This window comes from Leifsonia lichenia (genome assembly GCF_054780215.1).
In genome coordinates this window covers 720,217-737,228 of record NZ_BAAGWT010000002.1, presented here as the reverse complement: position 1 = coordinate 737,228, position 17,012 = coordinate 720,217, and the positions used below count along the sequence as shown (strand labels likewise).

18 protein-coding genes are annotated in these 17,012 nt (G+C 67.3%); 11 read left to right on the top strand and 7 right to left on the bottom strand.

All coding sequences use genetic code 11. The annotated features are described in order from the left end of the window. Positions 1-19: 19 nt before the first annotated feature. The 4 genes from ACYVGI_RS08050 to ACYVGI_RS08035 all read right to left on the bottom strand — a co-directional run bounded on the left by ACYVGI_RS08050 (position 20) and on the right by ACYVGI_RS08035 (position 3,406). On the bottom strand, positions 20-391 hold the full coding sequence (locus tag ACYVGI_RS08050) for a hypothetical protein (RefSeq protein ID WP_460632096.1): 372 nt from the start codon (positions 389-391) through the stop codon (positions 20-22). A 3-nt stretch (positions 392-394) separates the two neighbouring features. After that, complete coding sequence (locus tag ACYVGI_RS08045; protein WP_460632095.1) at positions 395-1,633, bottom strand: hypothetical protein; 1,239 nt, start codon at positions 1,631-1,633, stop codon at positions 395-397. After that, the gene (locus ACYVGI_RS08040; RefSeq protein ID WP_460632094.1) at positions 1,620-1,910 is read right to left on the bottom strand and encodes a hypothetical protein; all 291 of its coding nucleotides are present in this window, start codon (positions 1,908-1,910) and stop codon (positions 1,620-1,622) included. Before ACYVGI_RS08040 ends, ACYVGI_RS08045 begins: the two co-directional genes overlap by 14 nt. Positions 1,911-2,098: 188 nt before the next feature. Beyond that, positions 2,099-3,406: an aminotransferase class I/II-fold pyridoxal phosphate-dependent enzyme gene (locus ACYVGI_RS08035; RefSeq protein ID WP_460632093.1), complete on the bottom strand. Its 1,308-nt coding sequence runs from the start codon at positions 3,404-3,406 to the stop codon at positions 2,099-2,101. An 87-nt stretch (positions 3,407-3,493) separates the two neighbouring features. Here ACYVGI_RS08035 and pdxS point away from each other — a divergent pair, with 87 nt between their 5' ends. The 11 genes from pdxS (at position 3,494) to ACYVGI_RS07980 (ending at position 14,102) form a co-directional block, all read left to right on the top strand. Beyond that, positions 3,494-4,396 (top strand): pyridoxal 5'-phosphate synthase lyase subunit PdxS, encoded by a 903-nt coding sequence (gene pdxS / locus ACYVGI_RS08030; protein ID WP_460632092.1) that lies wholly within the window; start codon positions 3,494-3,496, stop codon positions 4,394-4,396. Next, positions 4,386-4,979 carry a pyridoxal 5'-phosphate synthase glutaminase subunit PdxT gene (gene pdxT, locus ACYVGI_RS08025; RefSeq protein ID WP_460632091.1) on the top strand — a complete coding sequence of 198 codons (594 nt, stop codon included), beginning with the start codon at positions 4,386-4,388 and terminating at the stop codon, positions 4,977-4,979. Before pdxS ends, pdxT begins: the two co-directional genes overlap by 11 nt. 55 nt (positions 4,980-5,034) lie before the next feature. Next, the gene (locus ACYVGI_RS08020; RefSeq protein ID WP_460632090.1) at positions 5,035-5,796 is read left to right on the top strand and encodes a YebC/PmpR family DNA-binding transcriptional regulator; all 762 of its coding nucleotides are present in this window, start codon (positions 5,035-5,037) and stop codon (positions 5,794-5,796) included. Between the two features lie 15 nt (positions 5,797-5,811). Further along, positions 5,812-6,405 carry a crossover junction endodeoxyribonuclease RuvC gene (ruvC, locus tag ACYVGI_RS08015; protein WP_460632421.1) on the top strand — a complete coding sequence of 198 codons (594 nt, stop codon included), beginning with the start codon at positions 5,812-5,814 and terminating at the stop codon, positions 6,403-6,405. After that, a complete protein-coding gene (gene ruvA / locus ACYVGI_RS08010) occupies positions 6,402-7,076 on the top strand; it encodes a Holliday junction branch migration protein RuvA (protein ID WP_460632089.1) in 675 nt (224 codons plus the stop codon). The genes ruvC and ruvA overlap by 4 nt, the downstream gene beginning before the upstream one ends. Continuing rightward, positions 7,073-8,113: a Holliday junction branch migration DNA helicase RuvB gene (gene ruvB / locus ACYVGI_RS08005; protein ID WP_460632088.1), complete on the top strand. Its 1,041-nt coding sequence runs from the start codon at positions 7,073-7,075 to the stop codon at positions 8,111-8,113. The genes ruvA and ruvB overlap by 4 nt, the downstream gene beginning before the upstream one ends. 57 nt (positions 8,114-8,170) lie before the next feature. Then, complete coding sequence (gene yajC / locus ACYVGI_RS08000) at positions 8,171-8,578, top strand: preprotein translocase subunit YajC (protein WP_460632087.1); 408 nt, start codon at positions 8,171-8,173, stop codon at positions 8,576-8,578. Between the two features lie 68 nt (positions 8,579-8,646). Then, positions 8,647-10,395 (top strand): protein translocase subunit SecD, encoded by a 1,749-nt coding sequence (gene secD, locus ACYVGI_RS07995; protein WP_055894193.1) that lies wholly within the window; start codon positions 8,647-8,649, stop codon positions 10,393-10,395. After that, positions 10,395-11,417, top strand: a complete 1,023-nt coding sequence (gene secF / locus ACYVGI_RS07990; protein ID WP_460632086.1) for a protein translocase subunit SecF — start codon at positions 10,395-10,397, stop codon at positions 11,415-11,417. The genes secD and secF overlap by 1 nt, the downstream gene beginning before the upstream one ends. 9 nt (positions 11,418-11,426) lie before the next feature. Beyond that, on the top strand, positions 11,427-11,780 hold the full coding sequence (locus ACYVGI_RS07985) for a rhodanese-like domain-containing protein (protein ID WP_460632085.1): 354 nt from the start codon (positions 11,427-11,429) through the stop codon (positions 11,778-11,780). Positions 11,781-11,849: 69 nt separating this feature from the next. Further along, positions 11,850-14,102: a RelA/SpoT family protein gene (locus ACYVGI_RS07980; protein ID WP_460632084.1), complete on the top strand. Its 2,253-nt coding sequence runs from the start codon at positions 11,850-11,852 to the stop codon at positions 14,100-14,102. On the opposite strand, the gene ACYVGI_RS07975 is transcribed toward ACYVGI_RS07980, so the two are convergent. The 3 genes from ACYVGI_RS07975 to ACYVGI_RS07965 form a co-directional block, all read right to left on the bottom strand. Continuing rightward, a complete protein-coding gene (locus tag ACYVGI_RS07975; protein WP_460632083.1) occupies positions 14,089-14,706 on the bottom strand; it encodes a type IV toxin-antitoxin system AbiEi family antitoxin in 618 nt (205 codons plus the stop codon). The genes ACYVGI_RS07980 and ACYVGI_RS07975 overlap by 14 nt on opposite strands. 115 nt (positions 14,707-14,821) lie before the next feature. Beyond that, positions 14,822-16,051 (bottom strand): DUF349 domain-containing protein, encoded by a 1,230-nt coding sequence (locus ACYVGI_RS07970; protein WP_460632082.1) that lies wholly within the window; start codon positions 16,049-16,051, stop codon positions 14,822-14,824. Between the two features lie 105 nt (positions 16,052-16,156). Then, positions 16,157-16,930, bottom strand: coding sequence for a peptidylprolyl isomerase (locus ACYVGI_RS07965; protein ID WP_460632081.1), 774 nt, complete (start codon positions 16,928-16,930; stop codon positions 16,157-16,159). Positions 16,931-17,012 lie beyond the last annotated feature (82 nt).

Genomic DNA, 17,012 nt, shown 5'->3' with positions numbered 1-17,012 from the left:
CGAGCGAATCTCCCTGGACTCACGCGATGCTGTTCACACCGTCGGTGAAGTCGAGGTCCGAGGTGATGCGGTTGAGGCCGAGCTCAACCTTTTCGGCGACCTGCCCGGCGAGGACAGTGGTGCTGACGCCGGCACCGGCCAGGTTGAACTGTAATTCGAGAGTGCCGGCTTCTGCGGCGACCCACCGGGTGGAACGTGTGACGGCGTTACGCCCGTGAACGATAGCCGGGAGCATCGCGTTCAGAAGCTGGACGGCGGCCTGGTGCACGAGCTCGTCGACGAAGCCTTGGGCGTCATGCGCAATGTCGTCGAGGCCGTTCCCGATGCCTTCGATCAGGTCCGCCAGGCTCGTGTACGTCAGGTCGGCGTGGTTCGAACCGTAGTCGGTCATGGGCTACTTCGCTTTCACGGCGGGCTGTCGGTAGACGGATGCCCATTGTTCGTCTTGTGCTGTGGCGTTGTGGATGGCGGTGTTGATGCCGTCGAAGAGCTGTTGGATGGTGGTGATGTGGTTGTCGATTCGTCGGTTGACGGTGTCGACGGCGTCTTCGTTGATGTTGTGGTGGACGTGGAGTCGGTGGGTTGTCACGCAGTTCTCGATGTCGGCTTCGGTGATGTATGGCAGGTCGAGGGCGGTGCGTTTGGCATTGTCGAGGTCGTGTTGCATCTGCGGGATCAGTCCGCTGTTGATTTCTTTGAGTTGTGTCAGCAGGTCGGTCGATTTCAAGATCGTGGCGGCGAGAGTGGTGGCGGCGATGGTGTCGACGGCGACCGTGAGGGCGGCCAGGGATCGGCCGACGGACGCGCCGACGGCGGGGAGTTGGAGCACGGTCAGGATGCCGGCCAGGGCGGCGGCGGGAGCGGCGCGCACGCTGGCGGGGAATGCGCTGAGGAGGTTGTCGGTGATTTCGACGGTGGACCTGCCGGCGGTGGCGGCTGTGATCGAGCCGTCGGGGGTGAAATCGAACCCGGTTTCAAGGTTGTGGTAGAACATGGCGTCGTGGCCCGGGTCGCCGGTGACGTAGATGGCGGCGCCTGTTCCGTTGCCATGAAAGTTGGCGATCGGGTCCCATTCGCTCACGTAGTTGCGCAACGGTATCGTGCAGGCGTTGCGTTGGTCGCGTAGCCACTGCTGGGCTTGCGGGGAGAGCGCGTTCCAGGGGTCGGGTGCGTTGAAGGTTGTCGAGGTCCAGTGGAGTTCGCTGGCGACGTAGAGGGCGAGGTATCCGCCGAGGGAGTGCCCGACGGTGGAGAAGGTTGCGTCGGGGTGTTCTGCGCGTACGGAGGTCCGGATGTTGTCGGCGTAGGAGAGTGCCTGGCCGGCCTGTGTTGTGGTGGCTGTCTCCGACCCGATCACGACTTGCGCGTCCGCGCTGATGTCGCCGTGGTGTCCCGGGTTCGTTCCCGCGAACGACACGAACACCTGCGAATAGTCGGGAACGCCGTTCACCAACGGCGCTGCCGCTATGGCTTGGAAACCGGTGACCGGATCACTGACCGGGTCCGAAATCAACACATAGCGCGGATTTGAACGCGGAAAGGACTCTCCCTTCGTAGCCGGCGGCTGCCTCCAGAGGGGGTCGGCGTCGTACGGTTCTGCTGCTATGTCAGCGAAGTCTTCATCCGTGGTCATTCAGCACCTCCGACGTGCCATCGCTGTAAGTCAGGGTCACTGGGCCAGGGTGCATTTCTGATTCAATCGGAGGCAAGGCATCTCCGGTAGAGAAGAAGGTCCCAAGGGTCCCGTAGTAATCCCTTCCCGTCACTGTGATGACCGTATTGGCTGCCCATGAGCCGTAACCCCGAACGCCGCCGCTATCGACGTATCTGATCGCCTCTAGGTCTGGGTTGGGGTAGTCCTTGATGAAGGTCACCGCGACTTTTCGCTGGTTCGCCAGATTCGCTTGCATCTGCTTTTCCTTGTCAACTCCGACTAGCGAGCAACCACTCAACGAGGCCGAGATCCCCACGACGATTGCGGCAGCGGCAATCACTGTGCGGAGTCCGCGCTCTGATGATCGCACCATGCGTGAAACGTTACCTATTAATAACAAATCTCACAACGAGTCAGCGTCGGCACCCAGTAGGGCGCATCGCCTCAGCGGCTCGCGTCAGCCAGGTCGTCGACCAGCCGCCCCGTCTCGTCCTCCGTGAGGTCGTGCACCGTGAGCCGCAGGTGGTGCGACGGCGCTGCCCGCTCGGTCAGCAGGAACTCGTCGCCCGTGCGGGCGAGCCAGCCGCGCCGCATGAGCCGCTCTGCCACGACCTTGGCCTCGATCGGCAGCTCCACCCAGACGTTGAGCCCGTCCTCCGCGGAGGCGTGCAGCCCTCGCTCCGCGAGCCTCGCGGCGAAGGCGGCGTTGCGCTCGGCGTAGTGGCGGCCGGCTTCGGCGATCTCAGCAAGCACGGTCTCGTCGGTGAGCTGGGCGAGCACGAGGCGTTGCAGCAGGTGGCTCACCCAGGTCGTGCCGGGGCTGAGCCGGAGCGCGAGGCGATCGGCGGTCTCCGGGTCTGTCGCCGCGATGGCGAGGCACATGTCTGGCCCGAGGAATTTCGACACCGAACGCACGAGCGCAAAACGGCGGTGGTCCGGGCCGATGAGGGTTTCGTAGGGGAGCTGGGAGAGCATCGAGAAGTGGTCGTCCTCGATGACCAGAACATAGGGATGCGCGGCCAGCAGCGCGCGAAGGGCCGCGGCCCTGCGGGGCGTGAGAGTCGACCCTGTCGGGTTCTGGGCGCGCGGCGTGCAGATGATCGCGCGGACGCCGGCGTCGAGCGCGGCCTGCAGACCGGCGACGGTCATGCCTTCCTCATCGACCGGCACGGGGACGGCGCGGTAGCCGCCGAGCCGCACGGTGTGGATGCTCGCGAGGAAGCACGGGTCTTCGAGCGCGACAGCGTCGTCGCGGAGGAGCGCCTGCGCGAGCAGCCGCTCGACGGCGTCGACGGCGCCGCTGGTGACGGTGATGCGCAGGTCGACGCCGGGGAGGTCCGTGCTCGCCCAGGAGCGCGCCAGGCTCTCGAGAGCGGGGTCGATCACCGGCTCGCCGTAGAGCACAGGTCGTCCTGCGGCGCGCGCGAGCGCCCTGCTGGGGTCGGGGATGCGCTTGGTGTCCGGGTTGCCGGTGCCGATGTCGCGGAGTACGGTGTCGGCCGCGTAGCCCTCCTGCGCGACGGCTTCGTGACCGGCGACCACCGTTCCAGCCCTTCCGCGGGCGACGACGACGCCCGCCTGCGCGAGCAAACGGTATGCGGCGACCGCCGTGTTGCGGTTGACGCCGAGCAGGGCGGCAAGTTCGCGGACGGGCGGGAGCGCATCCCCCGTCCGCAGTTCGCCGCGCTCGTGCAGGGTGCGCACACTGTCTGCGATCTCGGCTGCGGTCGTGCCTGTGATGATCTGATCCATGTCGCTCCCGAGTTTAGCGAGCATCGAACCGAGTGCTATCGTTTGGCATAGGTCAAAGATTACTTAGTTCCAGACGAGAGGACCACGATGGCTGACACGGAGCAGAACGCCGCCACCGGATCGAACAGGGTCAAGCGGGGCCTGGCAGAAATGCTGAAGGGCGGCGTCATCATGGACGTCGTCACCCCCGAGCAGGCGCGCATCGCTGAGGATGCAGGAGCCGTCGCCGTCATGGCGCTCGAGCGCGTCCCCGCCGACATCCGCGCGCAGGGCGGTGTCGCCAGGATGAGCGACCCCGACCTGATCGAGGCCATCATCGCCGAGGTCTCCATCCCGGTCATGGCGAAGGCCCGCATCGGTCACATCGTCGAGGCGCAGGTGCTGCAGGCGCTCGACGTCGACTACATCGACGAATCCGAGGTGCTGTCCCCGGCCGACTACGTCAACCACATCGACAAGTGGGGCTTCACCGTCCCCTTCGTCTGCGGTGCGACCAACCTGGGTGAGGCCCTGCGCCGCATCAACGAAGGTGCCGCGATGATCCGCTCGAAGGGCGAGGCCGGGACCGGCGACGTTTCGGAGGCGACCAAGCACATCCGCAAGATCAAGTCCGAGATCGCCGCGCTCAGCGCAATGAGCAAGGATGAACTGTACGTCGCGGCGAAGGAGCTTCAGGCGCCGTACGACCTCGTGGTCGAGATCGCCGAGACCGGCACGCTGCCGGTCGTCCTGTTCACCGCGGGTGGCGTCGCCACCCCCGCGGACGCCGCGATGATGATGCAGCTCGGCGCCGACGGCGTGTTCGTCGGCTCCGGCATCTTCAAGTCGGGCAACCCGGAGCAGCGCGCAGCGGCCATCGTCAAGGCCACCACGTTCTACGACGACCCCGCCGTGATCGCCGAGGTGTCCCGTGGGCTCGGTGAGGCCATGGTCGGCATCAACGTCTCCGACCTCGCCGCCCCGCACCGCCTCGCCGAGCGTGGCTGGTAGCACTCCGGTCGGCGTCCTGGCCCTGCAGGGAGACTTCCGCGAGCACATCGCGGTCCTGCGCGGCCTGGGCGCCGACGCCGTGCCCGTCCGCCGCCCCGCCGAACTGGCGGAGGTCGGTGGCCTGGTGATCCCTGGCGGCGAATCGAGCGTCATGGACAAGCTGTCCCGCACGTTCGGGCTCGCCGAGCCGTTGAAGCAGGCGATCGCCGACGGCCTGCCGGTCTACGGCACCTGCGCCGGCCTCATCATGCTGGCGGACAGAGTGCTCGACGGCATCCGCGGACAGCAGAGCCTCGGCGGACTCGACGTCTCCGTGCGCCGCAACGCGTTCGGCTCGCAGCTCGACTCGTTCGAGACCGACCTCGACGTTCCCGCGATCGGCGGAGAGCCGATGCATGCCGTGTTCATCCGCGCCCCCATCGTGGAGAGAGTCGGGGAGCGGGCGACGCCGCTCGCGCAACTCGGGGACGGGCGCGTCGTGGCCGTCGAGCAGGGCAACCTGATCGGCACGTCGTTCCACCCGGAGATCACGGGGGACACCCGAATCCACGAGTACTTCCTGGGCAAGGTGCGCGCGGCCTGAGCCTGTGCACGTCCTACAATGGTCAGGATCTTTAGACGTAACTGAGGGAGCACCAGTGTCCGGGCATTCCAAGTGGGCAACGACCAAGCACAAGAAGGCGGTCATCGACCAGCGCCGCGCCAAGTCGTTCGCCAAGCTGATCAAGAACATCGAGGTCGCGGCCAAGATGGGCGGCGCCGACCTCTCCGGCAACCCGACGCTGGTCGACGCCATTCAGAAGGCGAAGAAGACCTCGGTCCCGAACGACAACATCGACCGCGCGGTCAAGCGCGGCGCAGGGCTCACCGGTGAGTCCATCGACTACGCGACGATCATGTACGAGGGCTACGGCCCCAACGGCATCGCGCTGCTCATCGAGTGTCTGACCGACAACAAGAACCGCGCCGCCGCCGAGGTGCGCACGGCGATGACCCGCAACGGCGGCACCATGGCCGACCCGGGCAGCGTCGCGTACAACTTCCACCGCAAGGGTGTCATCGTCGTCCCGCACGCCGACGGACTGACCGAGGACGACGTGCTCACGGCCGTGCTCGACGCCGGTGCGGAAGACGTCACCGACCGCGGAGAGTCGTTCGAGGTGCAGACCGACGCGACGGACATGGTGGCGGCACGCACGGCGCTCCAGGAGGCCGGCATCGACTACGACTCGGCAGACGTCGAGTTCGTCGCGAGCCTCAACATCGAGGCGGACGCCGAGACGGCGCGCAAGGTGTTCCGCCTGATCGACGCGCTCGAAGACTCTGACGACGTGCAGAACGTCTACACCAACCTCGACCTCACTCCCGAGGTCCAGGCCGAGCTCGGCGAAGACGAGTAGCGCCTGGCCATGTCGGTGCGCGTACTCGGCATCGACCCCGGCCTGACCCGCTGCGGCGTCGGGATCGTGGATGTGCGGCCCGACCGCACCGCGACCCTCGTCGAGGTCGTCGTCATTCGCACGCCGGCGACCATGCCGATCGAGCAGCGGCTGCTCGCCGTCGGTGACGGAATCGAGCGGCTGCTGGATGCGCACCAGCCGTCGGCGGTCGCGATCGAGCGGGTCTTCGCCCAGCAGAACCTGAACACGGTGATGGGCGTCGCCCAGGTGAGCGGCGTCGCGCTGCACGCCGCCGCCAAGCGCGGTCTGCCCGTTGCGCTGCACACGCCGTCCGAGGTGAAGGCGGCCGTCACCGGCTACGGCTCTGCCGACAAGCGCCAGGTGCAGGCGATGGTCGCGCGCATCCTGGGACTTGCGGAGGTTCCGAAGCCCGCAGACGCCGCAGACGCGCTCGCCATCGCGATCTGCCACGCCTGGCGCGGTGCTCCGGTTGCCCCTCCGACGGCGGGGGATGTGGGCACGGGCTCGCTCACACCGGCGCAAGCCGCGTGGCGCGCCGCCGAGCGCTCCAGCCGGGCGTCGGTCGTGCCCCGTAGGCTGGCCAAGTGATTTCCTCCCTCCGTGGCGCGGTGCTCCAGGCGGCAGGCGGTACAGCCGTGATCGAGGTCGGCGGCGTCGGGTTCTCCGTGCAACTGACCACCGACCATGTGCTGTCGCTGCGTGTCGGCGACGAAGCGTTCGTCTACACCTCTCTCATCGTCCGTGAGGATGCCCTGCAGCTCTTCGGCTTCTCCGACGTCGAGCAGCTCCAGGTCTTCGAACTGCTCACCGGCGTGTCCGGCGTCGGCCCGAAGTCCGCCATCGGCGTGCTCTCCGTGCTCTCGCCCGACCAGATCGCCGAGGCGGTCGCCGCGGACGACGACGCCCCCTTCCGCAAGGTCTCCGGCATCGGGCCCAAGACGGCCAAGCTCATCGTCGTGCAGCTCGCCGGCAAGCTCGCCGTGACGCGCAGGGCGCCGGCGGCCGTCCGGAAGCCCGGCGCTCCCTCGTCCATCGGCGACAGTGTGCTCGTGGCCCTCGTCGGACTCGGCTGGCCGGAGAAGGTCGCGGCCGAGGCCGTCGCCGAGGTCGTTGCCGACACCGACGAGAAGCTGCGCGACAGCGTCCAGACCCTGCTGCGCCTGACGCTGGCACGGCTCGGCCCCGCGGCACATCCGGGCGCGGCACAGAGCGGCTCGGCGCAGAGCGGTTCGGCGCAGCGCGGGCGGGCCGGCTCATGAGCGACGACGACCTGACGACCCCCGAGCTGGAGTCGGAGTCCGAACTGGCGTTCGAGGGCGCCCTGCGTCCGCGCTCGCTCGCCGAGTTCGTCGGCCAGGCCAAGGTGCGTGGACAGCTCCAGCTTCTGCTGACCGCCGCGAAGATGCAGGATCGCACGGCAGACCACATCCTGCTCGCCGGTCCTCCCGGCCTCGGCAAGACGACGCTCGCGATGATCGTCGCCCACGAGAGCGAGCGACCTCTGCGGCTGTCGAGTGGCCCGGCCATCCAGCACGCCGGCGACCTCGCCGCCCTCCTGTCGTCGCTGACGCCGGGGGAGGTGCTCTTCATCGACGAGATCCACCGGATGGCGCGGTCGGCCGAGGAGATGCTGTACCTCGCGATGGAGGACTTCCGCATCGACATCATGGTCGGCAAGGGAGCGGGCGCCACGTCCATCCCGCTCGACCTGGCGCCGTTCACCCTGGTGGGCGCCACGACGCGGTCCGGGCTCCTGCCGAACCCGCTGCGCGACCGCTTCGGGTTCACGGCGCACTTGGAGTTCTACGACGAGTCCGAGCTCACCCAGGTGCTCACCCGCGCGGCCGTCATGCTCGACTTCGCGGTCGACAAGGCGGCGCTCGCGGAGATCGCCGGGCGCTGCCGCGGAACTCCGCGCATCGCGAACCGCCTGCTGCGCCGGGTGCGAGACTACGCCCTCGTGCACGGGCGTGAGGCGGACGTCGAGTCCGTGCGCGCCGCCCTGGATCTCTACGACGTGGATGCGCTCGGTCTCGACCGCCTCGACCGTGCCGTGCTGCGCGCCATCCTCGAACGCTTCGACGGTGGCCCGGTCGGACTGAACACGCTGGCCGTGTCCGTCGGCGAGGAGGCGGAGACCATCGAGTCGGTCGTCGAGCCCTTCCTCGTGCGCATCGGACTGCTCTCCCGTACCCCCAGAGGGCGGGTCGCGACCCCCGCAGCATGGCGTCACTTCGGACTCTCCAGCCCGCAGCTAGGAGTCTCACAGCAACCATCACTGATAGATGACATATAATTCAAGCTGGCCTCTCGGCCATTCCCACAAACCCCACCGGAAGGTTTGGCAGATTTCATGCCCATTGACCCGTTAACCATTGTGATGGTCGTCATCCTGGCGGCCCTCATCTTCTTCATGTTCCGCAACAGCCGCAAGCGCCAGAAGGAGCAGGCTGAGACGCGCTCGAAGATGGTCCCCGGCGCGGAGGTCATGACGAACTTCGGCCTGTACGGCACGCTGCTCTCCGTCAACGAAGACGACAACACGGCCCTCGTCGAGACCAGCCCTGGCACCGTCCTCAAGGTCCACCGCCAGGTCCTCGCCCGCGTCGTCGAGCCGACGGTCGCCGAGCCGATCTCCGCCGAGGTCTCCTCGACCGAGCCGCAGATCAACGAAGACCACGCCATCCCTCTGTCCGAGCCCGAGTTCGGTGAGCGCGTCGACGACGCCTCGAAGAAGCCCGGCTCGAAGAGCGACGACTGATCCGTTAATCCCTTTGTGCGACGACGCCGTGCCGGCGTCGTCGCGCGCGTAGAAAGCTGAGTTCCTAGGTGGCAAAGTCGACCCCGGTCAAAAAAGCCTGGCGTTCGTTGAGTTGGCTCGGCGCCATCGTGGTGGTGCTCCTCGGAGTCCTCACGGCTGGCGTCATCTGGGGAAATGCCACCTGGCTGCCCAAACTCGCCCTCGACCTCGAGGGCGGCACGCAGATCATCCTCGCGCCGCAGGTCGAGAACGGTCAGACCGTTCAGCAGCAGCAGCTCGATCAGGCCGTCTCGATCATCCGTCAGCGCATCGACGCATCCGGCGTCTCCGAGGCGCAGATCTCCACCGAGGGATCGCGGAACATCGTGGTCTCGCTGCCGGGAACGCCCGACCAGGCGACGCTCGACCGCGTCAAGGCCAGCGCGCGCCTCGACTTCCGCGCTGTGCTCGCCACGAGCGGGCCGACCAACGAGGTCGTCGGAGCGGACGGCAAGTCCACGCCGGCGCCGAGCCCGGCGCCCGGCCTGCAGTCGACGCCGTCCACCAAGCCGACGAACGGCAGCGACCTCGCGTGGGTGACCCCAGAGCTGCAGGCGCAGTTCGACGCGTTCTCGTGCACCACGGCCAACCTGGAGAATGTCAACCAGGCGCCGACGGACAAGCCGCTGATCACCTGTGACGACGCCAAGACGGTCAAGTACCTTCTCGGCCCGGTCGAGGTCAAGGGCCAGGACATCAAGGACGCGAACAGCGGACTCGCCCAGAGCTCGAGCGGCGTCAGCAACGGTCAGTGGGCCGTCAACATCATCTTCAACGATGCGGGCACCAAGTCGTTCGCCGATGTGACCACCCGCCTCAACGGCCTCACCGGCGCCCAGAATCAGTTCGCCATCGTGCTCGACGGCAAGGTCATCTCCGCACCGACCACGAACGCGGTCATCACGGACGGCCGCCCGCAGATCACGGGCAACTTCACCGAGGCGACGGCGAAGACACTGGCGGACCAGCTCAAATTCGGCGCCCTGCCGTTCAGCTTCAAGGTGCAGAGCCAGGACACGATCTCGGCCACGCTCGGATCGACCCAGTTGATGAGCGGTCTGATCGCCGGCGCGATCGGCCTCCTGCTCGTCGCCATCTACACGTTCTTCCAGTACCGCCTGCTCGGCTTCGTCACGATCATCTCGCTCGTCGTCGCCGCCGTGCTCACCCTGCTGACCATCTCGCTGCTGTCGTGGCACTACGACTACCGACTGTCGTTGGCAGGTGTGGCGGGTCTGATCGTCGCTATCGGATTCACAGCCGACTCCTTCATCGTCTACTTCGAACGAATACGAGACGAGTTGCGAGACGGCAGAGGCTTGGAGTCCGCCGTCGAGGCGGGCTGGACCCGAGCACGCCGCACCATCTACGCGTCGAAGGCCACCAACCTGCTCGCCGCCATCGTGCTCTACGTGCTCGCTGCGGCCAATGTCCGCGGGTTCGCGTTCACGCTCGGTCTCACGACCGTCATCGATGTGATCGTGGTGCTGCTCTTCACGCACCCGACCCTGCAGCTTCTCGCCCGCACCAAGTTCTTCAGCACCGGTCACAAGGCCTCCGGCCTCGACCCGCAGGCGCTGGGTGCCGTGTACCGCGGCGCGGCCCAGTTCCGCAAGCCGACGGTCACCGTGAGCGCAGGCAAGGCCGCATCCAGCGGCAAGGAGGCGGCTCGCCGCCAGACGATCGCAGAGCGCAAGGCCGCCGAGCTGGCAGGCGCTTCGGCTTCGTCATCGTCGTCGACGTCCTCTGATCGCTCGACCGAGGGGAAGGACTCCTGATGGCCAGCCGTCTCACCAAGTTCGGAAACGACCTCTACACCGGAGCCCGCTCCTTCGACTTCGTCGGAAAGCGCAAGATCTGGTACACGATCGCGGCCGTCATGGTCGTCATCGCCATCCTGATCCCCGTGGTCAAGGGCGGCTTCAATTTCAGCATCGAGTTCCGCGGCGGTTCGCAGTTCACGGTGACGAACGTGTCGGACACCAGCCAGGCCAAGGCTCAGGATGCGCTCACCAGCGTCGTCCCGAACGCCGTCGCCCACGTCAGCTCCGTCGGCAACGACGCGGTGCGGGTGCAGACCGACCAGCTCTCCGAGGCGCAGACCAAGCAGGTCGCTGACGCTCTCGCGAAGGCGTACGACGTCCCGGTCACCGAGGTCGCATCCACGTTCATCGGCCCGTCGTGGGGCGCTGACGTGACGCAGCAGTCCATCCAGGGCCTCGTGGTGTTCCTGTTGCTCGCGTTCATCGCGATGGCGCTGTACTTCCGCACCTGGAAGATGTCGGCGTCCGCGATCATCTCTCTGTTCCACGACCTCATCATCACGGCGGGCATCTACGCGCTCGTCGGGTTCGAGATCTCTCCGGCAACGATGATCGGCTTCCTGACCATCCTCGGTTACTCGCTCTACGACACCGTGGTGGTGTTCGACAAGGTGCGCGAGAACACCAAGGAGGAGATGGAGCTCACCAGGCGCACGTTCGCCGAGTCGGTCAACCTCGCGGTCAACCAGACGCTCGTGCGCTCGATCAACACGGCGGTGGTCGCCGTGCTCCCGGTGGCGTCGATCCTCTTCATCGGTGCGTTCTGGCTCGGAGCGGACACGCTGCGCGACATCTCGCTCGCACTGCTCATCGGCATCATCGTCGGAACGTACTCGACGATCTTCCTGGCCGCGCCGATGTACTCGCAGTTCCGCGAGGGAGAGGCCGCCGTGCGCAAGCACGACCAGAAGGTGCTCGCCATCCGCCCCAAGGCTGCCGCGAAGCAGCCCGAAGCCGTGCCGGTCGCGGCGGAATAGCGGGGGAGCGTGAGCGGTTCTTATCTGTCGGAAGACGAGGTGAGCGCCGCGCGCGCGCACGAGCTCGTCGAGTCGGGTTCGGCCTGGCTGCTCGACGTCCGCGAGGCGCACGAGTGGGAGGCCGGGCACGCACCCGCCGCTCACCACATCCCGCTGTACGAGATCGAGTCGCGCCAGCACGAGCTCCCGGAGGATCAGCAGATCCTGGTGGTCTGTCTCTCTGGAGGCCGCTCGAGACTCGCGACGGACGCGCTGAACCGGGCGGACTATCCGACGGCCAACGTTGCCGGCGGGATGTTCGCCTGGCAGGCGAGCGGAGCGCTAGTGGTGCGCGACGACGGCTCGCCGGGGGCGGTCGCCTGACCGCCGGAATCGGCCCTGTGTCAGAGCAGGGCGCGATGACGGCGATAATGGACGACAGGAGGCGTGCACATGGTTGATACTTCGACACCACAGGCCGCTTCGCTGCGCCGTCTCGTTCCGCGCATCTTCTCGCGCGCACAGCCGGCGGGAGCCGTCGACACCCTGATCCGCACGGTGCGCCTGCACCATCCCAAGGCGGACCTCTCGCTGATCGAGCGCGCGTATGCGGTCGCCGAGCGCGCCCACTCCGGCCAGAAGCGACGGTCGGGGGAGCCGTACATCACGCATCCCGTGGCCGTCGCGCAGATCCTCGCCGATCTCGGCATCGGCGCGAAGACCATTGCCGCCGCGCTGCTGCACGACACCGTGGAGGACACGGAGTACACCCTCGACGAGCTGCGCGACGCATTCGGCGACGAGATCGCGATGCTGGTGGACGGCGTCACCAAGCTGGACAAGGTCAAGTACGGAGACAGCGCCCAGGCGGAGACCGTCCGCAAGATGATCGTCGCGATGTCGAAAGACATCCGCGTGCTCATCATCAAGTTGGCCGACCGCTTGCACAACGCGCGCACCTGGGGCTTCGTCCCCGCCGCCTCCGCCACCCGCAAGGCCACCGAGACGCTCGAGATCTACGCGCCGCTCGCGCACCGCCTCGGCATCCAGACCATCAAGTGGGAGCTCGAGGACCTGTCGTTCGCCGTGCTCTACCCCAAGCTGTACGCCGAGATCGAGAGCCTGGTGCGGCAGCGCACGCCGGAGCGCGAGCGTCTGGTTCAGCAGGTCATCGACGCGATCAACGACGACCTCAAAGCCGCGAAGATCCGCGGCAAGGTGGTCGGCAGGCCGAAGCAGTACTACTCGATCTACCAGAAGATGGTCGTGCGCGGCCGCGAGTTCGACGAGATCTACGACCTCGTCGGCATCCGCATCCTGGTCAACTCGGTGCGCGACTGCTACGCCGTGCTCGGTCAGATCCACGCCAGGTGGACGCCGATGCCCGGGCGGTTCAAGGACTACATCGCCACCCCCAAGTTCAATCTCTACCAGTCGCTGCACACGACGGTGGTCGGGCCCGAAGGGCGCCCCGTCGAGATCCAGATCCGCACGGAGGAGATGCACCAGCGCGCCGAGCTCGGTGTGGCCGCGCACTGGAAGTACAAGGAGCAGACCACTGGCAAGAGCGCCGGCGGCCCTGCTCGCACCGACACCGACCTGGCCTGGCTGGCCCACATCTCGGATTGGCAGGCTGAGACCGCCGATCCGAGCGAGTTCCTCGACTCGCTGCGCTTCGAGATCGGCGCCAAGGAGGTCTACGTCTTCACGCCGAAGGGCCGTGTGATCGGCCTTCCCGCCGGCGCGACCCCGGTCGACTTCGCGTACGCGGTGCACACGGAGGTTGGCCACCGCACGATGGGCGCGAAGGTCAACGGACGCCTGGTGCCGCTGGAGAGCACCCTGACGACCGGTGACGTTGTCGAGGTCTTCACTTCGAAGAACCCGGATTCCGGCCCCAGCCAGGACTGGCTCAACTTCGTCAAGAGCCCGCGGGCGCGAAACAAGATCCGCCAGTGGTTCACCAAGGAGCGCCGCGACGAGGCGATCGAACAGGGCAAGGACGCGATCGCACGCGCGATGCGCAAGCAGAACCTGCCGCTGCAGAAGCTGATGTCGCAGGACTCGCTGAGCGAGGTGGCGTCCCTGCTCAAGTACGACGACGTCTCCGCGCTGTACGCGGCCGTCGGCGAGGGCCACGTCTCCACCCAGTCGGTGATCGAGAAGATCGTCGCGTCGGTGCAGACCGAGGCCGAGTCCGATGCCGGCGACATCGACCTGCCGGTCAAGGGTCGTTCGCGGAAGCTCCGCGACAGCGACTCCGGCGTGCTCGTGCGCGGCGCGCCCGACATCCTGGTCAAGCTCGCGAAGTGCTGCACGCCGGTGCCTGGCGACCCGATCGTCGGATTCATCACCAGGGGTGCCGGAGTCTCCGTGCACCAGTCGAACTGCCACAACGTGCAGTCGCTGATGCAGGAGCCCGACCGCATGATCGACGTGGAGTGGGCGCCGAGCTCGAAGAGCGTGTTCCTCGTTCAGATCCAGGTGGAGGCGCTCGACCGCTCCGGTCTGCTCTCCGATGTGACGCGCGTCCTGTCCGAGCATCATGTGAACATCCTTTCTGCCACCGTGACGACATCGAGCAACCGTCTGGCACTCAGCAGGTTCGTCTTCGAGATGGGCGACACCACCCACCTCGACCGTGTGCTGAACGCCGTGCGGCGCATCGACGCCGTGTACGACGTCTATCGGGTCAGCGCGGGCTGAGCGCCCGATTGGGCGCCGCGCGAAGCGCCGGCGTGGGACTCGGCTGGTTCACGGTGCGCGCCCTGGCGGCGAGCTGATCGGCGCGCGCCAGGTAGCGTCGGGCGTTCGTGCGCGGGGATCCGCGCATCCGGGACTTGATGGTCGTCACCGCGACGCCGGCGCGGTCGAGCAGGTAGAGCACCTGTGCGGCAGCGTCTGGCGAGAAGCGACCGTCGATGCAGAGCAGGTCGAGCGCTGTTCGGGCGGGTGAGGTGACCCTGGCCGCGTCGATCCGCTGCACGTCGCCGCGCGAGAGAGTGGTCTGCCTGCCGTCGAACTCGGGCGGGATGCGGCCCCCGCGACTGCGCGCGTCTACGCACACCTGGGGGCGGTGCGACGGAGACGCGCGCGCCCCGTGGATCCACACCGCCGTTCCACGGTCGGCGATCACGTGGGCCGGCGCGGACGCGGCGAACGCAGCAGCGCGGAGAGCCGCCGAGTCCGGGGTGTCCAGCGTGGCGAACGAGTCGCCGACCCGATAGAGCTGGCCGTCCAGACAGAGCGCCATGAGTTCGGCGATGGGGAGGACATCGGGGCGGAAGAGGCGGGGAAGGAGTGCTGTCATGCATCCACTCTGCGGTGGAGTGCGCGGGGAAAGAACAGGGCCGTCGGGATCTGTGAAGATCCGACGGCCCTGTGGAGAACCTGCTACGTCGACGGCAGCACGGCTGTGCTCGGCGCTATCCCAGCGCGTCGAGCCAGATCTTGCGCGCGTCGAGCGCTTCCTGGGCTTCCTTGACCTTGCGGGCGTCTCCGCTTGCCTTGGCCTCGTCGAGCTCCTGCTCGAGCTTGGCGATGGCGGCGTTGAGCTGGCTGGCCAGACCCTCCGTGCGGGCCTTCTTCTCGGGATTGTTGCGCTCCCAGTGCTCCTCGTCCAGCTTGCGAACGGCGGCCTCGACCTTGCGGAGGCGGTCTTCGATCGGACGGACCTGCTCGCGAGGGACGCGCCCGATCTCGTCCCAGCGCTGCTGGATGGAGACCAGCGCGTTGCGGGCGGACTCGCGGTTGGTGGCCTTGAGCAGGGGCTCCGCCTCTTCGAGGAGGGCGAGCTTGAGCTCGAGGTTCGCTTCGTATTCGACGTTGTCGCGAGCATCCACCTCCGCCTTGGCGGAGTAGATGGCGTCGCCCGCTGCCTTGAAGCGTGCCCACAGGGCGTCGTCGTTGCGCTTGCCGGCGCGACCAGCCAGCTTCCACTGGTCGAGCAACTGGCGGTACTCCGGCACGCCGTCCGCGCCGCGCGGGATGAGGGCCTCGGCCTGCTCGATCAGCGCGGTCTTGCGGGCGCGCACGTCGCGGTGCTGGTTGTCCAGCTCGGCGAAGAACGCCTTGCGGTTGTGCTCGATAGTGGACCGGGCTGCGCGGAAACGCTTCCACAGCTCGTTGGCCTCGTTCTTCGGGATGCGCGGGCCGTCGTGCTGGTGACTCTGCCAGCGGGCGAACAGCGTGTCGAGCGCTGCGGTGGTCTGCTTCCACTGGGTGCGGGCAGGGTCTTCCGCCGCGAGGGCCTCTGCCTTCTCGACGATGGCCGTGCGCTCGGCGACAGCCTGCTCGACGGCAGCCTTTGCCTCGGCGCTCTGCTGCTCCGTGAGTTCCTCGACGGTGCCGCCGAGGGCATCCAGCCGGGTGGCGAGCGACGCGAGGTCTCCGACGGCGTTCGCGCCGTCGAGCGTGCCGCGCAGCGTGGCGACGGCCTTGGCGATGTCGGACGCGGGCGCTCCGCGGCGTGCGCGCTGTTCGAGCAGCGTCACCTGACCGGCGAGATCGGTGAACTTGCGCTCGAAGTAGGCGAGCGCCTCCTCTGGAGTGCCGTCAGGGTATTGGCCGACGGCCCTCTCGCCGTCGCCTTCGCGGACGAAGACCGTGCCGGTCTCATCGACACGACCCCACGGTTGCTGATCAGTTGTAGCCAAGAGCCTCACCTTGCTGATGTACGGTGCGGGCGCAGAACGCCCCACGGTTGCGAATTAGCCTATTGCACGAGCGCGCGGCGTGCAGCCGTCAGCGCGACTCACGGGTCACTTGACGGTGAAGGTGTCGATCTTGGTCGCGACAGCGGGCTTGCCGTCCGTGCCGCCGCCGGAGACGCCCTTGTCCGCCACCTGGGAGATCAGCTTGTCGAGGCCGCTGGTGACCGTGCCGATCACGGTGTATCCGCCGGCCGAGTCCGAGCCGATCGTCGTGTCCTTGTAGACGATGAAGAACTGGCTGCCCTGACTGCTCGCGTTGCCGCTCTGCCTGGCCATCGCGATCGTTCCTGCGGGGTAGACGTTGTCCTTCGGGGCGTTCTCGATCGGGCCGTACGAGTAGCCGGGGCCGCCCTGGCCGTTGCCCTCCGGGTCGCCGCACTGCAGCACGTAGAAGCCGCCGTTGGTGAGCCTGTGACAGGTGAGGCCGTCGTAGAAGCCTTTCTGCGTGAGCGCGATCGTGGACGAGACGGCCTGCGGGGCCTTTGCGCCGTCGAGGTCGACGCCGAGCGGGATGCCGTTGATCGTCAGAGTGCCCGTCCAGGTGCGGTCCTCCGCGAGCGTCTTGGGCGGAAGCGTGAGAGCCGCTGACGACGCGGATGGAGAGGGCGACCCGGATGCGGAGGGCGTGCCCGGCTTCGCGAAGAACAGGAGCTGCGTTCCGATCGCGAGCGCGACCACGACCAGCACGGCGATTCCCGCGATCCAGTTGTCCCTGACGCGTCGCTTCGTCTTCTTCTCGTGAACGGTTTGGCGCGCTTGGTACGCGCGGAGTCGCTCCCGCGCCTGCCTGGCTTCGCGATCGTTCTGCTTGTTAGGTGCCACGTGTGTCCTCCGGAGCGCGCCGTCGTGCAAAATCCCGACCCGTCGCGCAACGCCCGAGGATCAGGATGAACCCTATTGGACC